This is a genomic window from Xanthomonas sp. WHRI 6106, assembly GCF_040202405.1.
GTDB lineage: Bacteria > Pseudomonadota > Gammaproteobacteria > Xanthomonadales > Xanthomonadaceae > Xanthomonas > Xanthomonas cannabis.
In genome coordinates this window covers 1-23,838 of sequence record NZ_JBEGFC010000003.1, presented here as the reverse complement: position 1 = coordinate 23,838, position 23,838 = coordinate 1, and the positions used below count along the sequence as shown (strand labels likewise).

Sequence of the window (23,838 nt, the reverse complement as noted above, 5' to 3'; positions counted from 1 at the left end):
CCAGCGCTCGATGAGCGCTGGTGATGCCGATGCAGGCGCGTACACCTGCGTCAGTTGACGCGCCTCAGGCGTCCAGCAGCTCGAACGTGACCGCGTCGCCGCTGATAGCCGATGCACAAACCCACACATCGAACTGACCCGGCTCTGCGCCGAACACGCCCTTGTGATTGGTAAATGCCAGCGCATCGCGCGTCAGCGTAAATGCCACGTCCACGCTCTCACCCGGCTGCAGCAATACCTTGCGGAAGCCCTTGAGCTCGCGCACTGGCCGCACCCGGCTGGCCACGCGATCGTGCACGTACAGCTGCACCACTTCCTCGCCTGCCACCGCACCGGTGTTGGTCACCCGGGTGGTGATGGTCAGCGTGTCGTCCCAGCCCAGTTTCACGGCGCTCAGCTGCGGCTGCGCGTAGGCAAAGGTGGTGTAGCTCACGCCATGCCCGAACGGATACAAGGGCTCATTGGGCATCTCGCGCCAACGCGCCTTGTACTCGGACAACGTCGGCAACTCCGGGCGGCCGGTGCGCAGATGGTTGTAGAAGTACGGCTGCTGGCCGGTCACCTGCGGAAAGCTGATCGGCAGCCGCGCCGACGGGTTGTAGTCGCCGAACAAGACATCAGCCACGGCGGTGCCGGTCTGGGTACCCAGATACCAGGTCACGGCAATTGCATCGGCGTCGCGCACGGCACCGCTCAGCGCCAGCGCGCGGCCGTTGCGCAGCAACACCACCACCGGCGTACCGGTCGCGGCCACCGCTTCTGCCAACGCCTGCTGCGCGGGCGGCAGGGTGATCTCGGTCCGCGACTGCGCCTCGCCGCTGAAACGCTGCGGCTCGCCCAGGGCCAGCACCACCACGTCGGCGGCCTGTGCAGCATCGATCGCGGCGGAAATGCCACCCGGCAGTGCTTCTTCCAGGCCGCAGCCCGCCACCACGCTCAGATCTTCGGTGCCGACCACTGCACGCACGCCCTGCTCCAGGGTCACGTAGCGTTCCTTGTCGCCGAACAGGGTCCAGCAGCCCTCGATGTTTTCGCGGTCCTGCACGAACGGGCCGATCAGCGCGATGCGCTGGCCGCTCTTCTTCAGCGGCAGCACATCGCCTTGGTTTTTCAACAACACGATCGAGCGGCGCGCCGCATCGCGCGACAGTGCGTCGTGGGCCGGCAGATGCGCGGTGTCGGCTTCGCGTGCCGGGTCCAGCGAGCGGTACGGATTGTCGAACAGACCAATCGCCTCCTTGAGCTGCAGGATGCGGCGCACGCTGGCATCCAGGGTGGCCATCGGCACCTCGCCGCTGTCCACCAGCGACGGCAGATGCGCGGCATAGAACCCGCTCTGCATGCTCAGGTCCAGCCCGGCCAGGAATGCCTTCTTGGTGGCATCGCGCTCATCGGCGGCGTAGCCGTGCGCGATCAGTTCCATGTCGGCGGTGTAGTCGGAAATCACCACGCCGGGGAACTGCCATTCGCCGCGCAGGATCTCGGTCAGCAACTCGTGGTTGGCGCTGGCCGGAACGCCATTGATGTCGTTGAAGGACGACATCACGGTCAATGCGCCGGCATCGAAGGCCGCCTTGAATGGCGGCAGATGCACATCGCGCAGGGTCTGCGGCGCGATATCGACGGTGTTGTATTCCATGCCTGCGGCCACTGCGCCATAGGCGGCAAAGTGCTTGGGCGTGGCCAGCAACGCATCGTCGGCGGTGAGGTCGCTGCCCTGAAAACCGCGCACACGCGCGGCGGCAAACGCCGCGCCCAGCACCACGTCTTCGCCGGCACCTTCGGCACCGCGGCCCCAGCGCTGGTCGCGCGCGATGTCCACGGCCGGTGCGTAAGTCCAATGCAGGCCGGCGGCGGTCGCTTCGATCGCGGTGGCGCGCGCGGTGCGCTCGGCCAGCTCCGGCTCGAAGCTGGCTGCCTCGCCCAGCGGGATCGGGAACACCGTACGCATGCCGTGGATCACGTCCGCCGCCAGGATCACCGGGATGCCCAGCCGGCTTTCTTCCACGGCGACTTTCTGGATCTGCACGCCCAGCGCGGCGCCCACGCCATTGAACAGCGAGCCGACCCGGCCCTCGCGCACCTGCTGCAACACCTCGTCGGCATTGCGCACATTGGCTTCGGGATTCACGTCCGGCGCAAACGGCCGCACCATGTCGGCGAACACACCCAACTGTCCGACCTTCTCTTCGACGGTCATCCGGGCAATCAGGGTTTCGATGCGATCAGCAGCCATGAGATCCTTGAGAAAACGTTTACATGGCCGGCAATTCTAGCCTGACGCGGCTGCGGGAGGGCAAGTTTTGCAGGCCGGGATTCGAGATTGGGGATTTGTAGAGGCCGGTTGCACGGCATGTTGCCGTCGGAGCGGCAATGGCGCAGCGCCTGGTCCGCCGCAACCTTCGATACTCCGGGATCCAGGCATGCAAGCCAGGTGGGCGGTTCGCGACACTCAGGCGGCGCGTCCCCGCTCGATGATCACGCCCACTGCCTGCGCCCCGCGCACAGCACCGGGCTTGCTCAGCTTCAGCCGCAGCCACTGCACGCCGAATTCGTCCAGCACGATCGCCGCGCAGCGCTCGGCCAGGGTTTCGACCAGCCCGAAATCCGACGCCTGCACGAACTCGATCAGCCGCTTGCTCACCGCCTTGTAGTTCAGCGTGTCGGCGATGTCGTCGCTGGCAGCCGGGATGCGGTTGTCGAACCCCATCTCCAGATCGAACCGCAGCGTCTGGCGAATGCGCCGCTCCCAATCGTAGATGCCGATCAGCGCATCGATGTCGAGACCTTCAATAAACACTTTATCCATGGGAGCCGAGATTTGGGATTGGGGAGTCGGGATTCGCAAGAGCGCAACAGAAAGCAGGTGAAAGGGCTAGCTTCTACGAATCCCCAATCCCCACTCCCGAATCCCGCGCCGCCGCCAACAGCGGCAAGCTCGCCATATCCCAACGCGGCGTCACCTGCACCGCCGCGTCGGCCCGTTCGCCGGCCTCCAGGCGCAGCGCGCCGGCGAAGGCGATCATGGCGCCGTTGTCGGTGCACAAGGCCGGGCGCGGGAAGCAGACCCTGCCCCCGCGGCGCTGCGCGGCCTCCTGCAGCTGCGCACGCAGGCGCTTGTTGGCGCCCACCCCGCCGGCCACCACCAGGGTGTCGCAGCCGGCCGCATCCAGCGCGCGCAGGCATTTGATGGCCAGCGTCTCCACCACCGCGTCCTCGAAGCCGCGCGCGATGTCCGCCCGGGTAGTGTCTGACTGATCGCTGTTGCGCCAGGCCAGCAGCACCTGGGTCTTGAGCCCGCTGAAACTGAAATCCAGCCCGGGCCGGTCGGTCATCGGCCGCGCAAACCTGTAGCGCCCCGGCGTGCCGGTTTCGGCCAGCGCCGCCAGCTGCGGGCCACCGGGATACGGCAGGCCCATCATCTTGGCGGTCTTGTCGAAGGCCTCGCCGGCCGCATCGTCCAGCGTCTCGCCCAGCACCTCGTAGCTGCCCAGCGCCTTCACCGACACCAATTGGGTATGCCCGCCCGACACCAGCAAGGCCACGAACGGCGGCTGCGGTGGGTCGTCTTCCATCAGCGGCGCCAGCAGATGACCTTCCATGTGATGCACGCCGATCGCCGGCACGTCCAGCGCCCAGGCCAGCGACCGCGCCACCCCGGCACCGACCAGCAGCGCGCCGACCAACCCCGGCCCGGCCGTGTAGGCCACGCCATCCAGTTCGTCGATCCGCAGCCCGGCCTCACCCAGGGTCTGGCGGATCAGCGGCAGCAGCTTGCGCACGTGGTCGCGGCTGGCCAGCTCCGGCACCACGCCGCCATACTCGGCATGCAGCGCAATCTGGCTGTAGACCGCGTGGGCGCGCAGCGCCGGCACGCCGGACAAGGCAGTGTCATAGACCGCCACGCCGGTCTCATCGCACGATGATTCGATCCCAAGGACTTTCACGGCAACTCGGCAGACAAGGAACAGGCCCGCATTTTCGCAGCTTTTGGGTTGCGCAGATGCGCCGACCCGCAGGTGCGCAGCCGCCGCGTCGGCTGCCGGGAAACGCGCGCCGACGCACGCTCTGCCGCACCGTTCCCGGCAATTTTCACCCGGGGCTTGCAGGCCGCTTGCAAGTCGTTATAATGCGCGGCTCGCCGGGGCAACCCGGAAATTCCGTCACGCGAGTCCGCTCGCACCCGCCCGGGGCTCCCGGACGGAAATCCCATTTTCTGGAGAACACATGCCCAGCGTTAAAGTCCGCGAGAACGAGCCCTTCGAATTTGCGCTCCGCCGTTTCAAGCGCACCTGCGAAAAGGCCGGCGTGCTGGCCGAGACCCGCAAGCGCGAGTTCTATGAAAAGCCGACCCAGGAGCGTAAGCGCAAGGCTGCCGCTGCCGTGAAGCGTCAGCTGCGTCGTTCCTCGCGCGACGTCACCAAGCGCCAGCGCTTGTACTGATCGAACGCGGTTCCTTGCCGCCGGGCATGCGCTGTAGGCGCGGCCCAGCGGGATTGAACCCAAGAGCCGGCACGCGCAAGCGTCGCCGGCTTTTTGTATTGGCCTGCAGCCGTCCCGCCAGGTACTCAGCGCCGGACCAGACGCCGCCGCCCCATTCCCTCTATGCCGACGCAGGCGCCCGACAGCACGCGTCGACACCTCTCACCTGCCACCCAGGAGTCACCCCATGCCCCTCAAGCAGCAGCTCACCGATGACATGAAGGCCGCGATGAAGTCCGGCGACAAGCACAGCTTGGGCGTGATCCGGCTGATCAACGCCGCGATCAAGCAGAAGGAAGTGGACGAGCGCATCGAGATGGACGATGCCGCCGTCATCGCCGTGCTCGACAAGATGGTCAAACAGCGCAAGGACTCGGTCACCCAATACGAAGGCGCCGCGCGCGAAGACCTGGCGCAGATCGAGCGCGAGGAAATCGTGGTGATCGAGCGTTACCTGCCGGCCAAGATGGGCGAAGCCGAGATCGTGGCGGCCATCCAGGCCGCCATCGCCGAAACCGGCGCCAGCAGCCCGGCCGATATCGGCAAGCTGATGGGTGCGCTCAAGCCCAAGCTCGCCGGACAGGCCGACATGGGCCTGGTCTCCACGCTGGTCAAGCAACAGCTGGCCGGCTGAGCCATGCCGTGTCGTGGTCGTTCGGCCGCGACACGGCACGATCGCCGCGACATTCGCCGGACGGTTGCAGGGTGCGTCTGCAATTGATGCGCAAGGCGTGATGCGCAGTGCACCTCTGCAGCTGATGCACGTGCCGTTGTAGCTGAGTGCCGGCAACCTGCGCGCAGTCCACCGGCAGGCACAGCGCAGTGTTGCCCCGCGGCAACGTGCAGCGTTGCGCAGATCGCTTGCAGACTCCATCACGGCTCATCCAGAGCCGCCCCATCGCGACAGTGCAGGCGCAGTGCAGCGGATCGACGCTGCCGTCTGCACGCGCCACAGCCGCGACGTGCAACAGGCAGGTATCAGGCATGCTTGCGTACGCCCACAGCAACACCACTGCCGGCGCTTTCACCAGACCTTCGATAGTGCCCTGTTAGAACGGGTCGCCAGCGCAGACGCGGGCGAGGCATGCCGCACCCGGGACTGCCTGACGACCTCTGTGCGCATGACCGTCTGCCTCAAGGACCCTCGCCGGTGACGAAGCTCTCGACCGAACACCTGCAGAAACATCTGGGCCGCCTGCAACGCAGTCTGCCGATGGCGCTGCTCAATCGCTTTCTCGAAATCGACGTGATGACGCAGGCCGCGTCGCTGTCGTTCTATGCCTTGTTGTCGCTGGCACCGCTGCTGGTGCTGCTGTTGTGGCTGACCGCATCGCTGTATCCGCCGGCGCAGGAAGCGCTGGTGCAGCAGATCGCGCAATTGGCCGGCGGCAGCGCCGCCGAGGTGGCCGATACGGTGATCCGCAACGCCACCGATCAACCCGGGGTCGGATCGTTGGCGGGTCTGTGGAGCACGCTGTTGCTGTTCGTCGGTGCAACTGCGGTATTCGCGCAGCTGCAGAACGCCCTGAACCTGATCTTCCGTACCGACAAGCAGCGCCTGGAAGGGCTCATGGCGTGGCTGAAGAAGCGCGTCTTTTCGTTCGGCGTGATCCTGGCGCTGGGCTTCCTGTTGATCGTGTCGATGATTGCGACCACCGCATTGCAGGTGGTGTTCGCGCGGCTGCCCTCGGTGCTGCCTGCGGTGGGGTATGTCACCACGCTGGCGCTGTACTCGCTGGCCTTTGCGTTCCTGTATCGCTACCTGCCCGATCGCACCGTGAACTGGCGACAGGCCTTTGTCGGTGGCGTCATCACGGCCTTGTTGTTTGCGCTGGGCCGCTATGCCATCGGCGTGTACATCGCCAAGGCAGCGCCCGGCAGCGCCTACGGGTCGATGGGCACGCTGGTGATCCTGCTGGTGTGGATGTACTACGCCTCGGTGGTGTTCTTCGTCGGCGCATTGCTGACCGCGGTGATCGACGAGCGCGTGCGCTCGCATCGCAAGCTGCGCGAGGCGGGGGTCGACCCGGAGCATCCGCCGCAGGTCATTGCAACGCCGGATGCCGTGGTGCCGCCGAACCCGCCACAGGCAGCGCCACGCCCCTGAGACCGCGCCGCACGCTGCCTCACGCCTGACTGCTGCGCCACCGGTAGACCGCTGGCGCCAGCCGGTGCCAGCTGCTGGGATATCCTAGCGGGATGGCCCGCATCCCCGACGCATTTATCGACGAACTGCTCGCACGCACCGACATCGTCGAGGTGGTGGGCGGCCGGGTGCCGCTCAAGCGCCAGGGCAAGGAATACTCGGCGCGCTGCCCGTTCCATGACGAGCGCTCGGCGTCGTTCACGGTCTCGCCCACCAAGCAGTTCTACCACTGCTTCGGCTGCGGCGCGCACGGCACTGCCATTAGTTTTCTGATGAATTACGACCGCCTCGAGTTTCTCGATGCGGTCGACGAGCTGGCCAAGCGTGCCGGCATGGACATCCCGCGCGACACCCAGCAGCGCACGCCGCAACAGCAGGACGACAGCCGCGAGCTGTATTCGGCACTGGAAGCGGCCACCAAGTTCTTTCAGCGCCAGCTCGAAGGCAGCGACCGCGCCCGCGATTACCTGGACGGGCGCGGCGTGGATGCCGACAACCAGGCACGCTTCCAGATCGGCTACGCCCCCGACGGCTACAGCGCTTTGAAGGACACCCTGGGCACCGATGCGCGACGCATGAGCGTGCTCGAACGCGCCGGGCTGTTTTCCAAGAACGATCGCGGCCACGTCTACGACAAGTTCCGCGACCGGGTGATGTTCCCGATCTTCGACCGCCGCGGCCGCGTGATCGCCTTCGGCGGCCGCATCATGGGCGCGCCGGCCGACGGCCGCGACCCGGGCCCGAAGTACCTCAACTCGCCGGAAACCGCACTATTCCACAAGGGCCGCGAGCTGTATGGCCTGTGGCAGGTGCGCCAGGCCAATCAGAAGATCGAACGGCTGATCGTGGTCGAGGGCTACATGGACGTGGTCTCGCTGTTCCAGTTCGGCGTCACCCAGGCGGTGGCCACGCTGGGCACCGCCACCACGCCCGAACATGCCGAGCTGCTGTTCCGCAACGCGCCGGATGTGTACTTCTGTTTCGACGGCGACAACGCCGGGCGCAAGGCCGGCTGGCGTGCGCTCGAATCGGTGCTGCCGCGCATGAAGGACGGCCGCCAGGCGTTCTTCCTGTTCCTGCCCGATGGCGAGGACCCCGACACCATCGTGCGCAAGGAAGGCGCGCAGGCCTTCGATCAGCGCCTGAAACAGGCCACCCCGCTGTCGCAGTTCTTCTTCGACGAGATGTCGCGCGAGATCAACCTGCACACGCTGGACGGCAAGGCACGCCTGGCCGAACGCGCACGTCCGATGCTGGCGCAGATCCCGGAAGGCGCATTCGGCGATCTGATGAAGCAGGAACTGGCGCGCATGACCGGCGTTGGCGCGAGCACCGCTGCGCAACAATCCCCGGCCAAAGCGCGGCCACCCGCGCGCATGGTGGCCCCCACGCAGAAACGCAGCCTGGTGCGTGCATCGATCGCGATCCTGCTGCAGCAACCATCGCTGGCGATGAGCCTGGAAGGCGACCACGATTTTTCCGGCCTGCGCCTGCCCGGCATCGAGTTGTTGATGGAGCTGCTGGCGCTGGTGCGGCAACGCCCGGAAATCAGCACCGGAGCGCTGCTGGAGCATTTCACCGACCGCGACGAGCTGCCGGCCCTGCAGAAACTGGCCGCGCAGGAGCTGCCCGGCGACGAGCACAGCTGGGCGATCGAACTGCACGACGTCGTTGCCCAGCTCGACAAGCAATTGCTGCGTCAGCGGGTGGAAGAACTGCAGGCCAAACAGCGCGCGCAAGGCCTGGACCACACCGATAAATACGAAATGCGCGAGTTGCTCAAGGCGCTCGCCGCACTGTGATGTCGTGGCTGCCGGCGTCGCGGCAGGCGACGCAGGGCGCATCACTGCACTGGCGCGCGTAGACGATGCTGACGCGGCGACACAGGCTGCGCCCGCACGCGTCGTAGAATGGCCCGCTCCAGGCGCGTGATCGCGCGACACCTCCCACCTCGATGAAGAAGCTGCTGGCGCGGTTGCGCATTGATCCGTTCACCCTCGCGCTGCTGTGCACGGTCACGCTCGCCTCGTTCCTCCCGGTCTCGGGCACGGCCGCGGCGGTCATGGACGATGTCACCGATGTGGCCATCGCCGCGCTGTTCTTCCTGCATGGCGCGCGGTTGTCGCGCGAAGCGGTCAAGGCCGGCGCGCTGCACTGGCGGCTGCATCTGGTGATCCTGGCCTGCACGTTTGTGCTGTTTCCGCTACTGGGGCTGCTGTTCAAGCCGTTGGCACATCTTGCGCTGACGCCGGAGCTGTACATCGGCGTGCTGTTCCTGTGCGCGTTGCCGTCCACGGTGCAATCGTCGATCGCCTTCACCTCGATGGCGCGCGGCAATGTGCCCGCCGCGGTCTGTGCGGCCTCGCTGTCCAGCCTGCTGGGCGTGTTCTTCACGCCCTTGCTGATGGGCGCGCTGGTCGGCAGCCAAGGGGCCATGGCGCATCCCGCCGAAGCCATCGGCAAGATCCTGCTGCAGTTGCTGGTGCCGTTTCTGGCCGGCCATTTCCTGCGCCCGTGGATCGGTGGCTGGGTCGAGCGGCATCGCGCCGTACTGCGCTACACCGATCAGGGCACCATCCTGCTGGTGGTCTACACCGCCTTCAGTGCATCGGTGAATGAAGGGCTGTGGCAGAAGACCCCGCTACCGGCATTGCTCGCCGTCCTGGGCGCCGCCGCGCTGCTGCTGGCGGTGGCGATGCTGTCGATCACCTTCATCGCACGGCGCCTGCGCTTCAACCGCGCGGACGAAATCGCCATCGTCTTCTGCGGCTCGAAAAAGAGCCTGGCCACCGGCGTGCCGATGGCCAAGGTGATGTTTGCCGGCGGCGGTCTGGGAGCCATCGTGCTGCCGATCATGCTCTACCACCAGTTGCAGCTGATCGTGTGCGCCTTCGTGGCCGCCCGCTATGCGCGTACCGCGCCGGACGCCGCGCAGGGCCAGGCCGGCCATCATTGAGGATGGTGGGCGTGGCCCACTGCGCATTGCATGACACCGGTTCGCCTGGCCGGCTGCTGCCGGTTGTCAGCACAGATACAACGGTTATGACGCCCACGCGTCAGCGTGCGCTAGCGTAGGCGATCGACATTTGCCAACCCCACGGTGACTGCCATGACGTTGTCGTTCCCACGCCCTTCCCCGCGCGCGACCGCGCTGCTGGCAGCGCTGGCGCTCCTGGCCGGCTGCAACAAGCCCGCGCCCCCGGCGGCACCGGCGACAGCGCCCAAGGCAGCCGCAACGCCTGTTCCCGCGTCCAGCATCGCCTGGCGCGAGGGCGACGTGGACGATGCCTTCGCCGAGGCCAGGGAGAGCGGCAAGCCGGTCCTGCTGTACTGGGGCGCAGCCTGGTGCCCGCCCTGCAATCGCCTCAAGGCCACCTTGTTCAAGGACCCGGCGTTCATTGCGCGCACCCAACAATTCGTTGCCGTGCACCTGGATGGCGATTCGGAAGGCGCGCAGGCCTGGGGCGAGCGTTTCGGCATCAAGGGCTATCCCACCATCATCGTGCTGCGCCCTGACCGCAGCGAGATCACCCGCCTGGCCGGCGACGCCGACACTGCCCGCCTGGTCGACGTATTGCGCGTGGCTGCCCGCAGCACGAGTACCGCCAGACAGCTGCTGGACACCGCACTGCATGCGCCACAGACCCTGACTCCAGACGACTGGTCGGTGCTCGGCAACTACGCCTGGGGCACTGACGACCGTCTGCTCAAGCGCGAGGAGGCAGCGGACGTGCTGACCCGGTTGTCCAAGGTGGCGCCACAGCCGGCGCTGCAGCGCAGCTTTGCGCTGGCGGCACTCACTGCCGCCAAGGACCCGCCCGCCCCCGCTCCGGGCTATCGCACGTTGCTCGAGTCGGTGCTGGCCGATCCGGCAGAGGTGCGCGCCAATCTCGGCACGCTGAACTACATGCCGGCACGCCTGGTCGCTGCCGCCAGCGCCGATGCCGGCGAACGCGCCACCCTGTCCGCTGAGGTGGTCAACGCCCTGGACAAGGCCTACGCCGACCCCTCGCTGCCGGTCTCCGACAGGCTCGGCACCGCGTTCGCACGCATCCAGCTGGCCCGCCTGGCGCAGGGCCAGCCAACCGAGACCGAGCCCAAAGATCCGCCGCCGCTTCCGCAGGAGCTCGTCGATACCGTTCGCCAGCGCGTGCAGTGGGCCAGCGAAACCGCCAGGACCGATGAAGAACGTCAGTCCACCATCAGCACGGCTGCGGCCCTGTTGAGCGAGGTGGGCGACCACAGCGGCGCCGAGCAGCTGCTGCTGGCAGAGCTCTCGCGGACCCGGACGCCGTACTACTACATGCCCGAACTGGCAGATCTGGCCGAACACCGTGGCGACAAGAAAACCGCGCTGGCATGGCTCAGGAAGGCCTATGAGGGCGCGCAGGGCCCGGCCACCCGCGTGCAATGGGGCGTGCAGTATGTCGATGGGCTGATCCGGCTCAGCCCGGACGACACGGCAGCCATCGAAACCGCCGCCACGCAGGTGATCGGCGAGCTGGCCGGGCAGCCGGATGGCTACCGCCAACGAACCCGGCAACGGTTCGACACGCTCGCCGCTGCCCTGAAAGGCTGGAGCAAGCAGCACCACCGGGACGGCAGCGCGGTCCTGGCCAGGTTGCAGAAGAAGATGCAGTCCAGCTGCGACAGCAAGAATGCCAGCGACTGCGCCGGCTGGCTGAGCTGAGAGCGGACGCCTGCAACAGCCTGCTGCCTGCCGCAGGCAGGCTGCAGGCCTGGCGCATGCCCTTTAGCGCACCCAGGGCAGCAGCAGGTGATCGACCATCAGAAACGCGAACAGCGCCATCAGGTAGACGATGGAATACCCGAACATCTTCATCGAAAACAGCTCGTCCGGTGGGTCCAGCATGCGCCACGCATACCAGAGGAACACCGCGTTGAGCACCACCGCCCCGCCGAGATAGAACACCCCGCTCATGCCCACCGCCACCGGCAGCAGAGTCACGATGGCCAGCAGCACCGTGTAGACCAGGATCTGCTTGCGCGTGTGCGGCACGCCGTGGGTCACCGGCAACATCGGAATCGCGGCCTTGGCGTAATCGGCGCGCCGGAAGATCGCCAGCGCCCAGAAATGCGGCGGCGTCCAGATGAAGATGATCAGCACCAGCAACGCGGAGTTGATCCAGTCGGCGCTCGTCGGCAGCCCGGTCACCGCCGCCCAGCCCAGCATCGGCGGCGTGGCACCCGCCAGCCCGCCGATCACGATGTTCTGCGAGGTCGCCCGCTTCAGGTAGACGGTGTAGATCACCGCGTAACCGATCATCGACGCAAAGGTCAGCACCGCAGTGATGACGTTCACCCACACCACCAGAATGGTCATGGAGATCACGATCAGCACGCCGGCGAAGACCAGCACCTGCCACGGCCGCACCTTGCCCACCACCAGCGGCCGCCACGAGGTGCGCGCCATCTGTGCATCGATCTTGGCATCGAGCAGCTGGTTGATCGCCGCTGCCGCCGAGGCGGCAAGCCAGATGCCGAGAAAACCCAACGTTCCGGCACGCACCTGCGCCCAGGTGGGCAAGCCGGGAATGGCCAGGAACATGCCGACCAACGCGGTGAACACGATCAGTGCCACCACCTTTGGCTTGGTCAGATCCCAGTAATCGCGTGCACTGACAGCCATGCTCACTCCGGCGCGCGCAGCCGCGCCAGCAGCGACACCAGCACGAACAGCAAGGCCACTGCGCCGCCGTTGTGCAGCACCGACACTTCCAGTGGCAGCGCCAGCTTGACGTTGAGCATGCCCAGCGTCACCTGCACGGCCACCAGCACCGCCAGCGCGCTGGCCCACACCCGCATCCCCGGCGAGCGCGACAGACGCCACGCCAGCCACCACAGGTACAGCGCGGTCGCAATCGCCCATAGCCGGTGCGCCATCTGGATGGCAATCCGCGCCGCGCCATCGAGCACGCCGCCTTCGTAATCCACGCCGATGCCGCGCCACAGCGTGAAGCCCTCGCGGAAGTCATGCGGTGGCCACCATTGGCTGACACAGCGCGGGAAGTTGTCGGCCGACCAGCTTCCGCCACCGCAGGCCAGCGCCGCATAGTTGGCACTGACCCAGCCGCCCAGCGCGATCTGCAGGCCCAGCACTGCCACACCCAGGCGCAGCAGCCATTTCAAGCGCGACGCGTCGGCCAACGTGATCGGCAGGTGCGTTGCGCGCCACGCCATCCACACCAGCAGCGAAAACATCAGCATGCCGCCGAGCAGATGGCCCATCACCACGATGGGCTTGAGCAGCAAAGTCACCGTCCACATGCCCAGCAGCGCCTGGAAGATCACCACCGCCAGCGTCAGCACGGCCGCGCGCGCCAGATCGATATTGCTCCAGCGCAGGGCCGCCAGCAGCAGGATCGCCTCACCGGCAATCGCCACGCCCATCGCCGGGATGTGCCAGCCGGACATGTACAACGGGATCGACAGCGCCACCAGCACCGCGGCCGAGACCACCTGGGCGATGCCCATGCGACGTCGGCGCGCGGCCAGCAGCGACAGCACCAGCACCTCCACACCCAGCGCACCGGCCAGGAAGCGGTGCACCTGCTCACGCCAGGCCTTGTGCGATTCCAGCGGGCGGATCTTGCTGGCCACGTGGGTGTTGGCTTCGTCGGTGGTCTGCGGCCAGGTCACGCGGCCGTAGCAGGTCGGCCAGTCCGGGCAACTCATGCCGGCATCGGACAGGCGCACGAATGACCCGAACAGGATCGTGCTCGCGGTGAACAACGCCGCCAGCCAGGCCATGCGGTGGAAGTGGCGGAACAACGCCGGTGGCGCAAACAGATTCATCGGGCTCACATCAGTTTCAGCAGCTTGACCAGATCCGCGCGCAAGCCGGCCGGGGCGAACCCGGGGGCATAGCGCAGGATCACGAAGCCATTGGGGTCGATCACATACACCGGCACGCCGGCGACATCGTTGGCGCGCGGCAGCGCTTGCCGCAAGCCCGCGTCATTGCGCAGTTCACGCAGGGCGGGCATCGGCGGCAGGCCAGCCGGTGGCGCGCCGATCCACAGCACCTCGACCTTGTCGGCGCGATGCCCGAGCAATTGCCACACCTTGTCCAGCTCGGCGGCCAGCGCCACGCAGCGCTGCGCACAATCTGCCGGCGGTGCCAGCGCAATCCGCCAGATGCGCTCGCCCGGCGCCCACAGGTACGGCTGCCCGTCCGCACGCAACGGCGTCATCGCCCGCAGGTCGGCAGGCGGATGCAGCAGTTCGCCATTGTTGCGCATCGCCGCTGGCTGCCAACCGGAGAAGCGCAGCACGCCGGCCAGCAACATCGAGCCGAAGAACAGCACTGCCAGGGCAATCAGCATCCTGCGGCCGCGTTTGACCGAGTGCGGCGTGGCCGATGTAGAAGAGGTCATGGCGGCGATTTTCTCATGCCGCAGGCGTTAGTGCCCGCGCCGACGGCGGCGTCGCGCACGCCATGTCAGCAGCGTGGCCGTGGCCAGCACGGCAGCCGCCAACCCGAACCATTGCACCGCGTAACCCAAGTGCCGCGCGGGTGGCAGCGTGTTTGGCAGCACGTCCAGATCGCGCACGTAGCCCACCGGCAACGCCGGATCCAGGCGCAGGACCTGCGACGAAATGTCGCGCCTGCCCAACGCATCGCGCAGCGCCTGCGTATCCAGGCGCGTGGCCAGCCAGGTGTGCGCTGTCGCGGTGGGCGCCAGTGCAGGACCGATGGCCAGGCCCGCCGATGGCGGCGCGCTCAACAGACCCTGCACTGCCTGCACACCCTCATGTGCCGCGATGGGCGGCAACTGCCGATCGGCCCGCAGCGGCAGCCAGCCCAGATCGACCAGCAGCGTGCTGGCGGTGCCCTCCACTGCGGCCAGCTGATAGACGCGCAGGCCGGCACGCCCCGCATGTAACTGGTTGTCCAGCAACACCTGCGCCGGCAAAAACCGCACCCGACCGCTTACCCAGCACAACCCGGGCTGAGCCTGCACGGCCTGGCGCAGGGTCAGCGGCCTTTCGCGGACATGCGCGGCACGTTCCAGCAGTGCTTCCTTGCCGTGCATGCGTTGCAGCTGCCACTGCCCGAGCGCTGCGAATCCGGCACTCAGCAGCAGCGCCAGCACCCACCCGATCGCGGCGGTGTGCTTGCGCGTCATGACAAGCGGCGCAAAAAGGCGTGCAATGCCCACACCACGCCGACGACTCCCGGGGCTGCTGTGAACGATTCGCTCAAGACGCTGCTGATTGTCGCCTTCCTGATCGTGATCCTGTGGAACCTGGGTGCCGGTCTCTACTACCTGTTGACCGACCGCGGCCAGACCAAGCGCACCGTCAACGCACTCACCTGGCGCATCGGCTTATCGGTCGCATTGATCGCCATCGTGATCATCGGCATCTACACCGGCTGGATCAAGCCGCATGGCGTCGGCCGCTGAGGAGCCGGGATTGGCGATTCGGCATTGGGGATTCGTAAAAACTAAAGCCTGCCGCTTTTACGAATCCCGAATCACCAATCCCCAATCGCCGCCCTCAAAGTACATACACGAACAGGAACAGCGCCAGCCACACCACGTCGACGAAGTGCCAGTACCAGGCAGCCGCTTCGAATGCGAAATGGTTGTCGCGGCTGAAGTGTCCCTTGGCGGCGCGCAGCCACATCACCGCCAGCATGATCGTGCCCAGCAGCACGTGCATGCCGTGGAATCCGGTGAGCATGAAGAAGGTCGAGCCGTAGATGCCCGAACCCAGCGTGAGATTGAGTTCGGTATAGGCGTGGATGTATTCCTCGGCCTGCAGGAACAGGAACACGCAGCCCAGCAGCACGGTCAGGCCCAGCCACAGCAACAGCGCCCCACGCCGCCCACCTTTGAGTGCGTGATGGGCGATGGTCAAGGTCACGCCGGAGCTCAGCAGGATCAGCGTATTGATCAGCGGCAGGCCCCAGGCCGGAATGGTCTGGAATTGCCCGCCGATCGTGCCCGGGCCGTTGGTCGGCCATGCAGCGGAGTAGCCGTTCCACAACAACTCATTGGTCATCACGCCATCGCCTTCGCCACCCAACCAGGGCAGCGTCAGCACGCGTGTGTAGAACAAGGCGCCGAAGAAGGCGCCAAAGAACATCACCTCGGAAAAAATGAACCACACCATTCCCATGCGGAACGAACCGTCCACCTGGCGGTTGTAGTTGCCGGCGTTGGACTCGCGAATGACATCGCCAAACCACATGAACAAGGTCGCCAGCAACATCGCCATGCCGACGAAAAAGGTCCAGCGTCCCCAGGCCGCATCGTTGAGCCAACTGGCCACGCCAATCATCATCACGAACATCGCAATCGAGCCGACAAAGGGCCATTTGCTTTGCGTCGGGACGAAATACGCATCGGCGTTGGGACTGTGATCGGCCATGGCGTTGCTTCCGTGTCGTGGAGCGGTGGATGAAGGTTACGGCGCCGCGCGCGGCGCAGCGGATGCGCCGCCGCCCGGCAATTGCGAAGTCAGCGCGTCGTTGCGGTAGAACGTGTACGACAAGGTGATCGTGGTGACTTCCGGCGGCAACGCAGGGTCGACGATGAACCGCAGCGGCATGTCGCGCGTTTCACCGGCCTGCAGGGTTTGCGCGGTAAAGCAGAAACATTCGGTCTTGTTGAAATACCCGGACGCACGCGCAGGCGCCACCGACGGCACCGCGCTGCCGACCACCGCCCGCTTGCTGTCGTTGCGCGCGAAATACAACGCCTCGTTGAGTTCGCCGGGCACCACATCCATCGTCATCTGCTCGGGATGGAAGGTCCACGGCAACTTCGAGTTGACCCCCGCATCGAACTCCACGCGCACCGTGCGCCTGCCCGGCACCGCCACTGCACCACCTGCGCCAGCAGCACTCGCGCGCGTACTGCCCGGCGCACGCTCCATGCGGATACCGAACACCTTCTCGCAGGCGATGCGGTACAGCGGCACCAACGAGAAGGTCAGCACGAATACGCCCAGCACCACGCCGAGGAGCTTGAACAAGCCCGCTGTTGGCGCAGGTGCTGGCACGCGCGCATTCATCGCCCGATGACTCCCGACGCGATGAAGCCCGCGTAGATCAGCAACGCGATGATCCCCACCGTGATGGCAGTCCGTCGCACGGCACGGCGTTGCTGCGCCTGTCGTTCGGCAGCCGACAGCAGGCGCGTCACCGCCGGCTCCGATGCAGAGTCAGTGACCGATGTCTTCATGCGCAAGATCTCCAGGCTTGATCACCGGCGGCACGGTGAAGGTATGCGCCGGCGCCGGCGATGGCACCGTCCATTCCAGCCCCTTGGCACCTTCCCACGCACGCGCATCGGCGCGGGCACCGCTGCGCAGCGAAGCGAACAAGATCGCCGCCATCAGGAACGGGGTGGCGAACATGCCGAACGCACCGATCGAGCTGACCAGGTTCCAGTCGGCAAACACCACGTTGTAATCGGGAATACGCCGCGGCATGCCGGCCAGGCCCAGGAAGTGCTGCGGGAAGAACAACAGGTTGACGAAAATCATCGTCCACCAGAAATGCACCTTGGCCCAGGTCTCGTTGTACATCCGGCCGGTCCATTTCGGCCACCAGTAGTACACCGCCGCGATCAACGCGAACACCGCGCCGGTCACCAGCACGTAGTGGAAATGCGCGACCACGAAATAGGTGTCGTGATACTGGAAGTCGGCCGGAACGATTGCCAGCATCAGACCGGAGAACCCACCGATACTGAAGAGGATCACGAACGCCACTGCCCACAGCATCGGCGATTCGAACGTCAGCGAGCCCTTCCACATCGTGCTGACCCAGTTGAACACCTTCACTCCGGTCGGAATGGAGATCAGCATGGTGGCGAACATGAAATAGATCTCGCCGCCCAGCGGCATGCCCACCGTGAACATGTGGTGCGCCCACACGATGAAGCTCAGGAACGCGATCGCCGCGATCGCATACACCATCGCCTGGTACCCGAACAGCGGCTTGCGGCTGAAGGTAGGAATGATTTCGCTGACCACGCCGAACGCCGGCAGGATCATGATGTAGACCTCCGGGTGCCCGAAGAACCAGAAGATGTGCTGGTACATCACTGGGTCGCCGCCGCCGGCCGCGTTGAAGAAGCTGGTGCCGAAGAACTTGTCGGTCAGCAACATGGTCACCGCACCGGCCAGTACCGGCATCACCGCAATCAGCAGGAAGGCGGTGATCAGCCAGGCCCAGCAGAAGATCGGCATCTTCAGCAGATCGATGCCCGGCGCACGCATATTGAGCACGGTGGCGATGATGTTGATCGCGCCCATGATCGAACTGACACCGGCCACGTGGATCGCAAACACGCTGAAGGCCACGTTGTAGCCGCCCTGCAGCGACAGCGGCGGATACAAGGTCCAGCCACCGGCTGGCGCACCACCCGGCAAAAACAGCGTCAGCAACAGCAGGGTAAAGGCGACGGGCAGCAGCCAGAACGACCAGTTGTTCATGCGCGGCAGCGCCATGTCCGGCGCGCCGATCTGCAGCGGGATCATCCAGTTGGCCAGACCGACGAACGCCGGCATCACGCCGCCGAAGATCATCACCAACGCATGCACGGTGGTCATCTGGTTGAAGAATTCCGGCTTGACGAACTGCAACCCGGGTTGCATCAGTTCGGCGCGGATCACCACGCTCATCGCCGCGCCGATGATGAACATCACGAAGGAAAACAGCAGGTACAGCGTGCCGATGTCCTTGTGATTGGTCGAAAAGAACCAGCGCTCGACGAAGCCGGGCTGGTGGTGTCCGTGGTGATCGACTGCGGTGTGCGCCATGACGGAACGGCCTCTGCGAAGCGGTGCGGTTGCGAGCGGTGTTAGAGAGCGGCGGTCGGTGCGGCAGGTTGCGCTGCCGGCGCTGCGGCAGGCGCGGCTTCACCAGCAGGGGCGGCCGCTGGTGCCGGGGCGCCCGCGGGCACGGGCGCCGCCGCGGGTGCGGTACCAGCAGCGCGGCGCGCCGCTAGCCAACGCTGGAATTCGGCCTTGGGCAACGCCTCGACCACGATGGGCATGAAGCCATGATCCTTGCCGCACAATTCGGCGCACTGGCCGCGATACACGCCCGGTTGCTCGATATTGGTCCAGGCCTCGTTGACGATGCCCGGGATCGCATCCTGCTTCCAGCCAAGCGCCGGCACCCACCAGGCATGAATCACGTCGTCGGCGGTGATGACAAAGCGGATCTTGGTGTTGACTGGCAGCACCAGCCGATTGTCGACGTCCAACAGGTAGTGCGGCTGCGAAGCGACTGTGGGCCGCTCGCCGCTCTGGCGGATGCGGTCCGACTCACGCGCCAGGCGGCTGGTGAATTCCACCCCCTGGCCCAGATATTCGTACTTCCACATCCACTGGTAACCGGTCACCTTGACGGTCATTTCCGATTCGCGGGTGTCGTACATCGCAATCAACTTGGCGGTCGCCGGCCACGCCATCGCAATCAGCACCAGCACCGGAATCACGGTCCACAATACTTCGGCCTGCGTGTTGTGACTGAACTGCGCAGCGACGGCCCCCTTGGACTTGCGGAACTTGAACATCGCATAGCCCATCGCCGCGAACACCAGCGCGCCGATCACCACGCACACCCACAGCGCCACCATGTGCGCCTCGTAGGCCATGCGCGCAGTCTGGGTGACACCGCGCCCCATATTGAGCTGCCACTCCTTCGGATCGGCCGACTGCGCCCACACGGCGGGTGCGCACGACAGCGCCGCCATCGCCAGGCCAAAGCGTGAATACGTCGACTTCCAGCTGCTGCGTTGCGTCATTGCCTAGACCCTTACGTCATCGGTGACGGCCATTGGCGGCCGCGAGCAAGCGTTTCAGCGTATCTGCCAGTTCCACACGTTCGGCCGGCCCGAGAAAGCTTCCGATCTCGATCTGCCTGCCGCTGCTCACCAGCAGCACCCTGTCGTCGCGCTCCATGCATAGCCGCACCCAGTGCGGATGTGCCTGAAACGCTGGTGGCGCCTGTCCGGACGGAAACACCTCAACGACGGTCTCCCCCACCCGGATCGCTTCTTCGCGCTCGCCACTTCGCCACAACTGACGTAGCGCCAGCGCCACCACACCACTGTGCAACAGGGCGAATACCGGCGCGAATGCATTGCCGGTCCACCACCCCAGGCCCGCAAACAACCACATCGTTCCTGCCAGCACCGCAAACAGCATCACGAACTGCCTGGCCGACAGCGCCCGCGGAGGCCGCAACCGCAATTGCGTCCCGACCCCTTCGGACATCAACGGCAGTACTTCGATCATGGCAACACGCAGCGGACTGCGGGAACAGCCCGATGGTAGACCCGCGCGAACGCATGCGGCAAGCATTTCCGGCGATCAAAAATTTGCTGCAGTGCAGCTAAAAACACGCGTAAATCAATCACTTCCGAAAACCCGCGACGGCACAACCCGAGGACTGGGCCTGCCGTCACAGGCGATGGCGACCTGCACAAAACGGCGGGAAAGCTGCCGCTTCCACACAAGTGCGCGCGCGCCTTCGCTCTCTAGAATGGGCATGGATCTCCAGGCATCTTTCGCATGAACGCTCAGCTCGACCCACTTGCCTCCGCCGCCGTTCCACATCCGCTGCTCGCGCCGGAATTGCCGGCCGCATCCGGCGCCTTGCGCGCCGCCATCACCGCTGCCTGGCTCAAGGACGAGACCGAACATGTACGCGAACTGCTCGACCAGGCGCGCCTGCCCGCCGCCGAGCAGGCCAAGGTGCAGGCGCTGGCCGCCGATCTGGTCACCCGCGTGCGTGCACGTGCGCAGGACCAGGGCGCGATCGAAGCCTTCATGCGGCAGTACGATCTCGGCAGCGAGGAAGGCGTGCTGCTCATGTGCGTCGCCGAAGCGCTGCTGCGCATTCCGGACCAGGAGACCGCAGACAAGCTGATCCGCGACAAGCTCGGCGATGCGGACTGGAAAAAGCACATGGGCGGCAGCGATTCGGTGCTGGTCAATGCTTCGACCTGGGGACTGATGCTGACCGGCAGGCTGGTGCAGCTCAACGACCTCACCCGCGCCGATGTGCCCGGTGCCTTCAAGCGCTTGATCGGCCGCGTCGGCGAGCCGGTGATCCGCCTGGCAGTGCGCCAGGCAATGAAGATCATGGGCCACCAGTTCGTCATGGGCCGCACCATCGGCGAGGCGCTGTCGCGTTCGCGCAAGGGCGACAACGCCGACTACCGCTATTCGTTCGACATGCTCGGCGAAGGCGCACTCACCATGAAGGATGCACAGCGCTACCTGCAGGCATATCGCGATGCCATCCATGCGATCGGCCGCAGCGGCAGCTTTGTCGGCACCGATGTGTTCGCCGCTCCCAGCATCTCCATCAAGCTTTCCGCGCTCTACCCGCGCTACGAACACGCCAAGCGCGCGCGTGTCATGGCCGAACTGGTGCCCGGCGTGCTGGAACTCGCGCAGCTGGCCAAGTCCTTCGGCATCGGCTACACCGTCGACGCCGAAGAGGCCGACCGTCTGGAGCTGTCGCTGGACATCATCGAAGCTACCTTCTCCGACCCGTCGCTGGAGGGCTGGGAAGGGTATGGCCTGGCGGTGCAGGCGTATCAGAAACGCACGCCGTACACGATCGATTTCCTGGCCGACCTGGCGCGTCGTGTCGGGCGCCGCATCCCGGTACGGCTGGTCAAGGGCGCGTACTGGGATGCGGAGATCAAGCGCGCCCAGATCGAGGGGCACCCCGGCTATCCCGTGTTTACCCGCAAGCAGAACACCGACGTGTCCTACCTGGCCTGCGCACGTCGCATGTTTGCGCATAGCGACGCGCTGTACCCGATGTTCGCCACGCATAACGCGCAGACGATTGCCGCCGTGCGCGCCATTTCCGCCGGCAAGACCTACGAGCACCAGAAGCTGCACGGCATGGGCGACGACCTGTATGCCGAAGTGATCCCGGCCGATCGCCTGGGCCTGCCGTGCCGTGTGTACGCGCCGGTCGGCTCGCACGAGGATCTGCTGCCTTACCTGGTCCGTCGCCTGCTCGAGAACGGCGCTAACTCCAGCTTCGTCAATCGGATTACCGATGAAGACGTTGCCATCGAAGACCTGATCCGCGATCCGGTCGAGGCTGTCGCGTCGTTCGCATCCATCCCGCATCCAAAGATCCCGCTGCCGACCGATCTGCTGCGCAGCCAGAACCAGAACAGGAAAAACTCCATGGGCGCCAACCTCGCCAACGACAACGATCTGCGGCAGCTGGCCGAGCAACTCAACGCCGCAATCAAGCCATGGACAGCCGCACCACTGGTTCCCGGTGCGGTAATGAGCACGCCGCGCGAAGCCGTGCTCAATCCCGCAGATCGCCGCGAGACGGTGGGTCACTGGCAGCCAGCCGATCCGGCCACGGTACAGAAGGCACTTGCTGCGGCCGCGGCTGCACAACCCGGGTGGAACCGCACGCCCGCAGCCAGCCGCGCCACCATCCTGGAGCACGCCGCCGACCTGCTGGAAGCGCGCATGCCCGAGTTCATGGCCATCTGCGTCAAGGAAGCGGGCAAGACCCTGCCCGATGCCGTGGCCGAAGTGCGTGAGGCGGTCGACTTCTTGCGTTACTACGCCGGCCAGGCGCGCGCGCAATTCGGCGCGCCCGAACGCCTGCCCGGACCGACCGGTGAATCCAACGAGCTGCAATTGCATGGCCGCGGCGTCTTCGTCTGCATCAGTCCCTGGAATTTCCCGCTCGCGATCTTCCTCGGCCAGGTGGCGGCCGCGTTGGCGGCCGGCAACAGCGTGATCGCCAAGCCCGCCGAACAGACCAATCTGATCGGCTATGCGGCAGTGAAGTTGCTGCACGACGCTGGGGTCCCGGAAGCCGCAGTGCAGTTCCTGCCTGGAGATGGCGCCACCGTGGGTGCAGCCCTGACCAACGACCCCCGGGTGGCTGGCGTGGCATTCACCGGCTCCACCGAGACCGCGCGCATCATCAATCGCACCCTGGCCGCGCGCGATGCGGCCATCGGCGTGTTGATTGCCGAGACCGGCGGGCAGAACGCCTTTATTGCCGATTCCTCCTCGCTGCCCGAAGCCGTGGTGAAAGACGCCATTTCCAGCGCGTTCATCTCAGCTGGACAGCGTTGCTCGGCCGCACGCGTCCTGTTCGTCCAGGACGACATCGCCGACAAGGTCATGACCATGCTGGCCGGTGCCATGGGCGAGCTGAAGATCGGCGACCCCGGCCTGCTCTCAACCGACGTTGGACCGGTGATCGACGCCGATGCGCTCAGGATCCTCGACGATCACGCAGCACGCATGGACCGTGAGGCGCGCCTGATCGGAAGTACCAAGCTGGATGACGCTACCGCCCACGGCAGCTTCTTCGCCCCGCGCGCCTACGAGCTGGGCTCGCTGGCCCAGCTGCAACGCGAGATTTTCGGGCCGGTCTTGCATGTCATCCGCTGGAAGGCCGACCAACTCGATGCTGTCATCGATCAGATCAACGCGACTGGTTACGGCCTGACCCTGGGCGTGCATTCGCGCATTGATGAGACCATCGAGCGCATCACCTCGCGGGTTGCAGTCGGCAACGTCTATGTCAACCGCAACCAGATCGGCGCCGTCGTCGGCGTCCAGCCGTTCGGGGGCCAAGGCCTGTCAGGTACCGGCCCCAAGGCCGGCGGCCCGCATTACCTGCTGCGCTTTGCGACCGAAAAGGTCGTCACCGTGAATACCACCGCAGCAGGTGGTAATGCATCGTTACTGACCCTGGGCGATTGATCAAAAAAAAGCCCCACACAAAAACCCCGCCTGGTGCGGGGTTTTTTGTGCGCGCGTGGCGGCGTGGACTCCGATTGACTGATCAAAACCCGCTCCGCCGTCGAACTCGGTCAGGCACCGGCAGACACCGATAGTGCCAACAAGCGCTGCATTGATCCAGGCGCGATGCCCGACGTTGCTTAGCGCCGCCTTTCAACATCAGCCGCTTTGGTGCCCGCGGAGGCGGCTGTCGCTGTTTTAGCGGATGTCGCGCACCGGACGAAGCATCGTAGATGCGTATCAACTTGCTGCAACTGCCTCTATCTAGCTAGAGAGATGGCCGCGGCAAACAAGCGGCGGGCTGCGGTAGGCGCGGAGGGCGATGCACGGGCGATCAGGCGTCCGTTGGACGCTGCGGCGTCGACTTGATGGCTCACATGTCGCAGCTGCCGTAGTGCGCTACAAACTCA

Annotated in this window: 21 protein-coding genes; 8 read left to right on the top strand and 13 right to left on the bottom strand. The window is 65.8% G+C overall.

The genetic code is table 11. The features are described from left to right. Positions 1-64: 64 nt before the first annotated feature. The 3 genes from ABQZ09_RS05665 to tsaD all read right to left on the bottom strand — a co-directional run bounded on the left by ABQZ09_RS05665 (position 65) and on the right by tsaD (position 3,947). Positions 65-2,236, bottom strand: a complete 2,172-nt coding sequence (locus ABQZ09_RS05665) for a glycoside hydrolase family 3 N-terminal domain-containing protein (RefSeq protein WP_228314768.1) — start codon at positions 2,234-2,236, stop codon at positions 65-67. Positions 2,237-2,452: 216 nt separating this feature from the next. Further along, entirely contained in the window at positions 2,453-2,809 is a 357-nt protein-coding gene (folB, locus tag ABQZ09_RS05660; RefSeq protein ID WP_039408607.1) for a dihydroneopterin aldolase, read from the bottom strand. A 73-nt stretch (positions 2,810-2,882) separates the two neighbouring features. Then, positions 2,883-3,947, bottom strand: a complete 1,065-nt coding sequence (gene tsaD / locus ABQZ09_RS05655; protein WP_349776358.1) for a tRNA (adenosine(37)-N6)-threonylcarbamoyltransferase complex transferase subunit TsaD — start codon at positions 3,945-3,947, stop codon at positions 2,883-2,885. 280 nt (positions 3,948-4,227) lie between these two features. On the opposite strand from tsaD, the gene rpsU reads away from it, so the two are divergent. From rpsU to ABQZ09_RS05625, 6 genes are all read left to right on the top strand, one after another. Then, complete coding sequence (gene rpsU, locus ABQZ09_RS05650; RefSeq protein WP_002808376.1) at positions 4,228-4,443, top strand: 30S ribosomal protein S21; 216 nt, start codon at positions 4,228-4,230, stop codon at positions 4,441-4,443. 226 nt (positions 4,444-4,669) lie between these two features. Then, positions 4,670-5,116 carry a GatB/YqeY domain-containing protein gene (locus ABQZ09_RS05645; protein ID WP_039408646.1) on the top strand — a complete coding sequence of 149 codons (447 nt, stop codon included), beginning with the start codon at positions 4,670-4,672 and terminating at the stop codon, positions 5,114-5,116. Between the two features lie 516 nt (positions 5,117-5,632). Next, positions 5,633-6,589, top strand: a complete 957-nt coding sequence (locus tag ABQZ09_RS05640) for a YihY/virulence factor BrkB family protein (RefSeq protein WP_104581268.1) — start codon at positions 5,633-5,635, stop codon at positions 6,587-6,589. Positions 6,590-6,681: 92 nt separating this feature from the next. Further along, entirely contained in the window at positions 6,682-8,430 is a 1,749-nt protein-coding gene (gene dnaG, locus ABQZ09_RS05635; protein WP_039408652.1) for a DNA primase, read from the top strand. A 152-nt stretch (positions 8,431-8,582) separates the two neighbouring features. Next, positions 8,583-9,584: a bile acid:sodium symporter gene (locus ABQZ09_RS05630; RefSeq protein ID WP_179456307.1), complete on the top strand. Its 1,002-nt coding sequence runs from the start codon at positions 8,583-8,585 to the stop codon at positions 9,582-9,584. Between the two features lie 153 nt (positions 9,585-9,737). Further along, on the top strand, positions 9,738-11,318 hold the full coding sequence (locus ABQZ09_RS05625) for a thioredoxin family protein (RefSeq protein ID WP_349776357.1): 1,581 nt from the start codon (positions 9,738-9,740) through the stop codon (positions 11,316-11,318). 63 nt (positions 11,319-11,381) lie between these two features. Here the strand turns inward: ABQZ09_RS05625 and cyoE are convergent, their stop codons facing one another. Genes cyoE through ABQZ09_RS05605 form a run of 4 tightly spaced genes read right to left on the bottom strand, consistent with a single transcriptional unit; the run spans position 11,382 to position 14,778 of the window. Continuing rightward, entirely contained in the window at positions 11,382-12,278 is an 897-nt protein-coding gene (gene cyoE, locus ABQZ09_RS05620) for a heme o synthase (RefSeq protein ID WP_039408661.1), read from the bottom strand. Positions 12,279-12,280: 2 nt separating this feature from the next. Continuing rightward, positions 12,281-13,444, bottom strand: coding sequence for a COX15/CtaA family protein (locus ABQZ09_RS05615; protein WP_039408698.1), 1,164 nt, complete (start codon positions 13,442-13,444; stop codon positions 12,281-12,283). A 5-nt stretch (positions 13,445-13,449) separates the two neighbouring features. Next, entirely contained in the window at positions 13,450-14,025 is a 576-nt protein-coding gene (locus ABQZ09_RS05610; protein WP_228314763.1) for a redox-active disulfide-containing membrane protein, read from the bottom strand. A gap of 27 nt (positions 14,026-14,052) precedes the next feature. After that, a complete protein-coding gene (locus ABQZ09_RS05605; protein WP_349776356.1) occupies positions 14,053-14,778 on the bottom strand; it encodes an SURF1 family protein in 726 nt (241 codons plus the stop codon). Positions 14,779-14,838: 60 nt separating this feature from the next. Between ABQZ09_RS05605 and ABQZ09_RS05600 the strand changes: the two genes are divergently transcribed. Then, positions 14,839-15,057 (top strand): twin transmembrane helix small protein, encoded by a 219-nt coding sequence (locus ABQZ09_RS05600; RefSeq protein ID WP_104543860.1) that lies wholly within the window; start codon positions 14,839-14,841, stop codon positions 15,055-15,057. Positions 15,058-15,151: 94 nt separating this feature from the next. On the opposite strand, the gene ABQZ09_RS05595 is transcribed toward ABQZ09_RS05600, so the two are convergent. Genes ABQZ09_RS05595 through ABQZ09_RS05570 form a run of 6 tightly spaced genes read right to left on the bottom strand, consistent with a single transcriptional unit; the run spans position 15,152 to position 19,912 of the window. After that, positions 15,152-16,027 (bottom strand): cytochrome c oxidase subunit 3, encoded by an 876-nt coding sequence (locus ABQZ09_RS05595; protein WP_039564424.1) that lies wholly within the window; start codon positions 16,025-16,027, stop codon positions 15,152-15,154. 36 nt (positions 16,028-16,063) lie between these two features. Beyond that, on the bottom strand, positions 16,064-16,672 hold the full coding sequence (locus tag ABQZ09_RS05590) for a cytochrome c oxidase assembly protein (RefSeq protein WP_349776355.1): 609 nt from the start codon (positions 16,670-16,672) through the stop codon (positions 16,064-16,066). Next, positions 16,669-16,803, bottom strand: a complete 135-nt coding sequence (locus ABQZ09_RS05585) for a hypothetical protein (protein WP_008577456.1) — start codon at positions 16,801-16,803, stop codon at positions 16,669-16,671. The genes ABQZ09_RS05590 and ABQZ09_RS05585 overlap by 4 nt, the downstream gene beginning before the upstream one ends. Positions 16,804-16,822: 19 nt before the next feature. Then, positions 16,823-18,427 carry a cytochrome c oxidase subunit I gene (gene ctaD, locus ABQZ09_RS05580; RefSeq protein ID WP_039408685.1) on the bottom strand — a complete coding sequence of 535 codons (1,605 nt, stop codon included), beginning with the start codon at positions 18,425-18,427 and terminating at the stop codon, positions 16,823-16,825. Between the two features lie 41 nt (positions 18,428-18,468). Next, on the bottom strand, positions 18,469-19,419 hold the full coding sequence (coxB, locus tag ABQZ09_RS05575) for a cytochrome c oxidase subunit II (RefSeq protein ID WP_184391044.1): 951 nt from the start codon (positions 19,417-19,419) through the stop codon (positions 18,469-18,471). Positions 19,420-19,435: 16 nt separating this feature from the next. Next, a complete protein-coding gene (locus ABQZ09_RS05570) occupies positions 19,436-19,912 on the bottom strand; it encodes a DUF2244 domain-containing protein (RefSeq protein ID WP_228334745.1) in 477 nt (158 codons plus the stop codon). A 276-nt stretch (positions 19,913-20,188) separates the two neighbouring features. Here ABQZ09_RS05570 and putA point away from each other — a divergent pair, with 276 nt between their 5' ends. Further along, the gene (putA, locus tag ABQZ09_RS05565; RefSeq protein ID WP_349776354.1) at positions 20,189-23,389 is read left to right on the top strand and encodes a bifunctional proline dehydrogenase/L-glutamate gamma-semialdehyde dehydrogenase PutA; all 3,201 of its coding nucleotides are present in this window, start codon (positions 20,189-20,191) and stop codon (positions 23,387-23,389) included. The last annotated feature ends 449 nt before the right edge of the window (positions 23,390-23,838 follow it).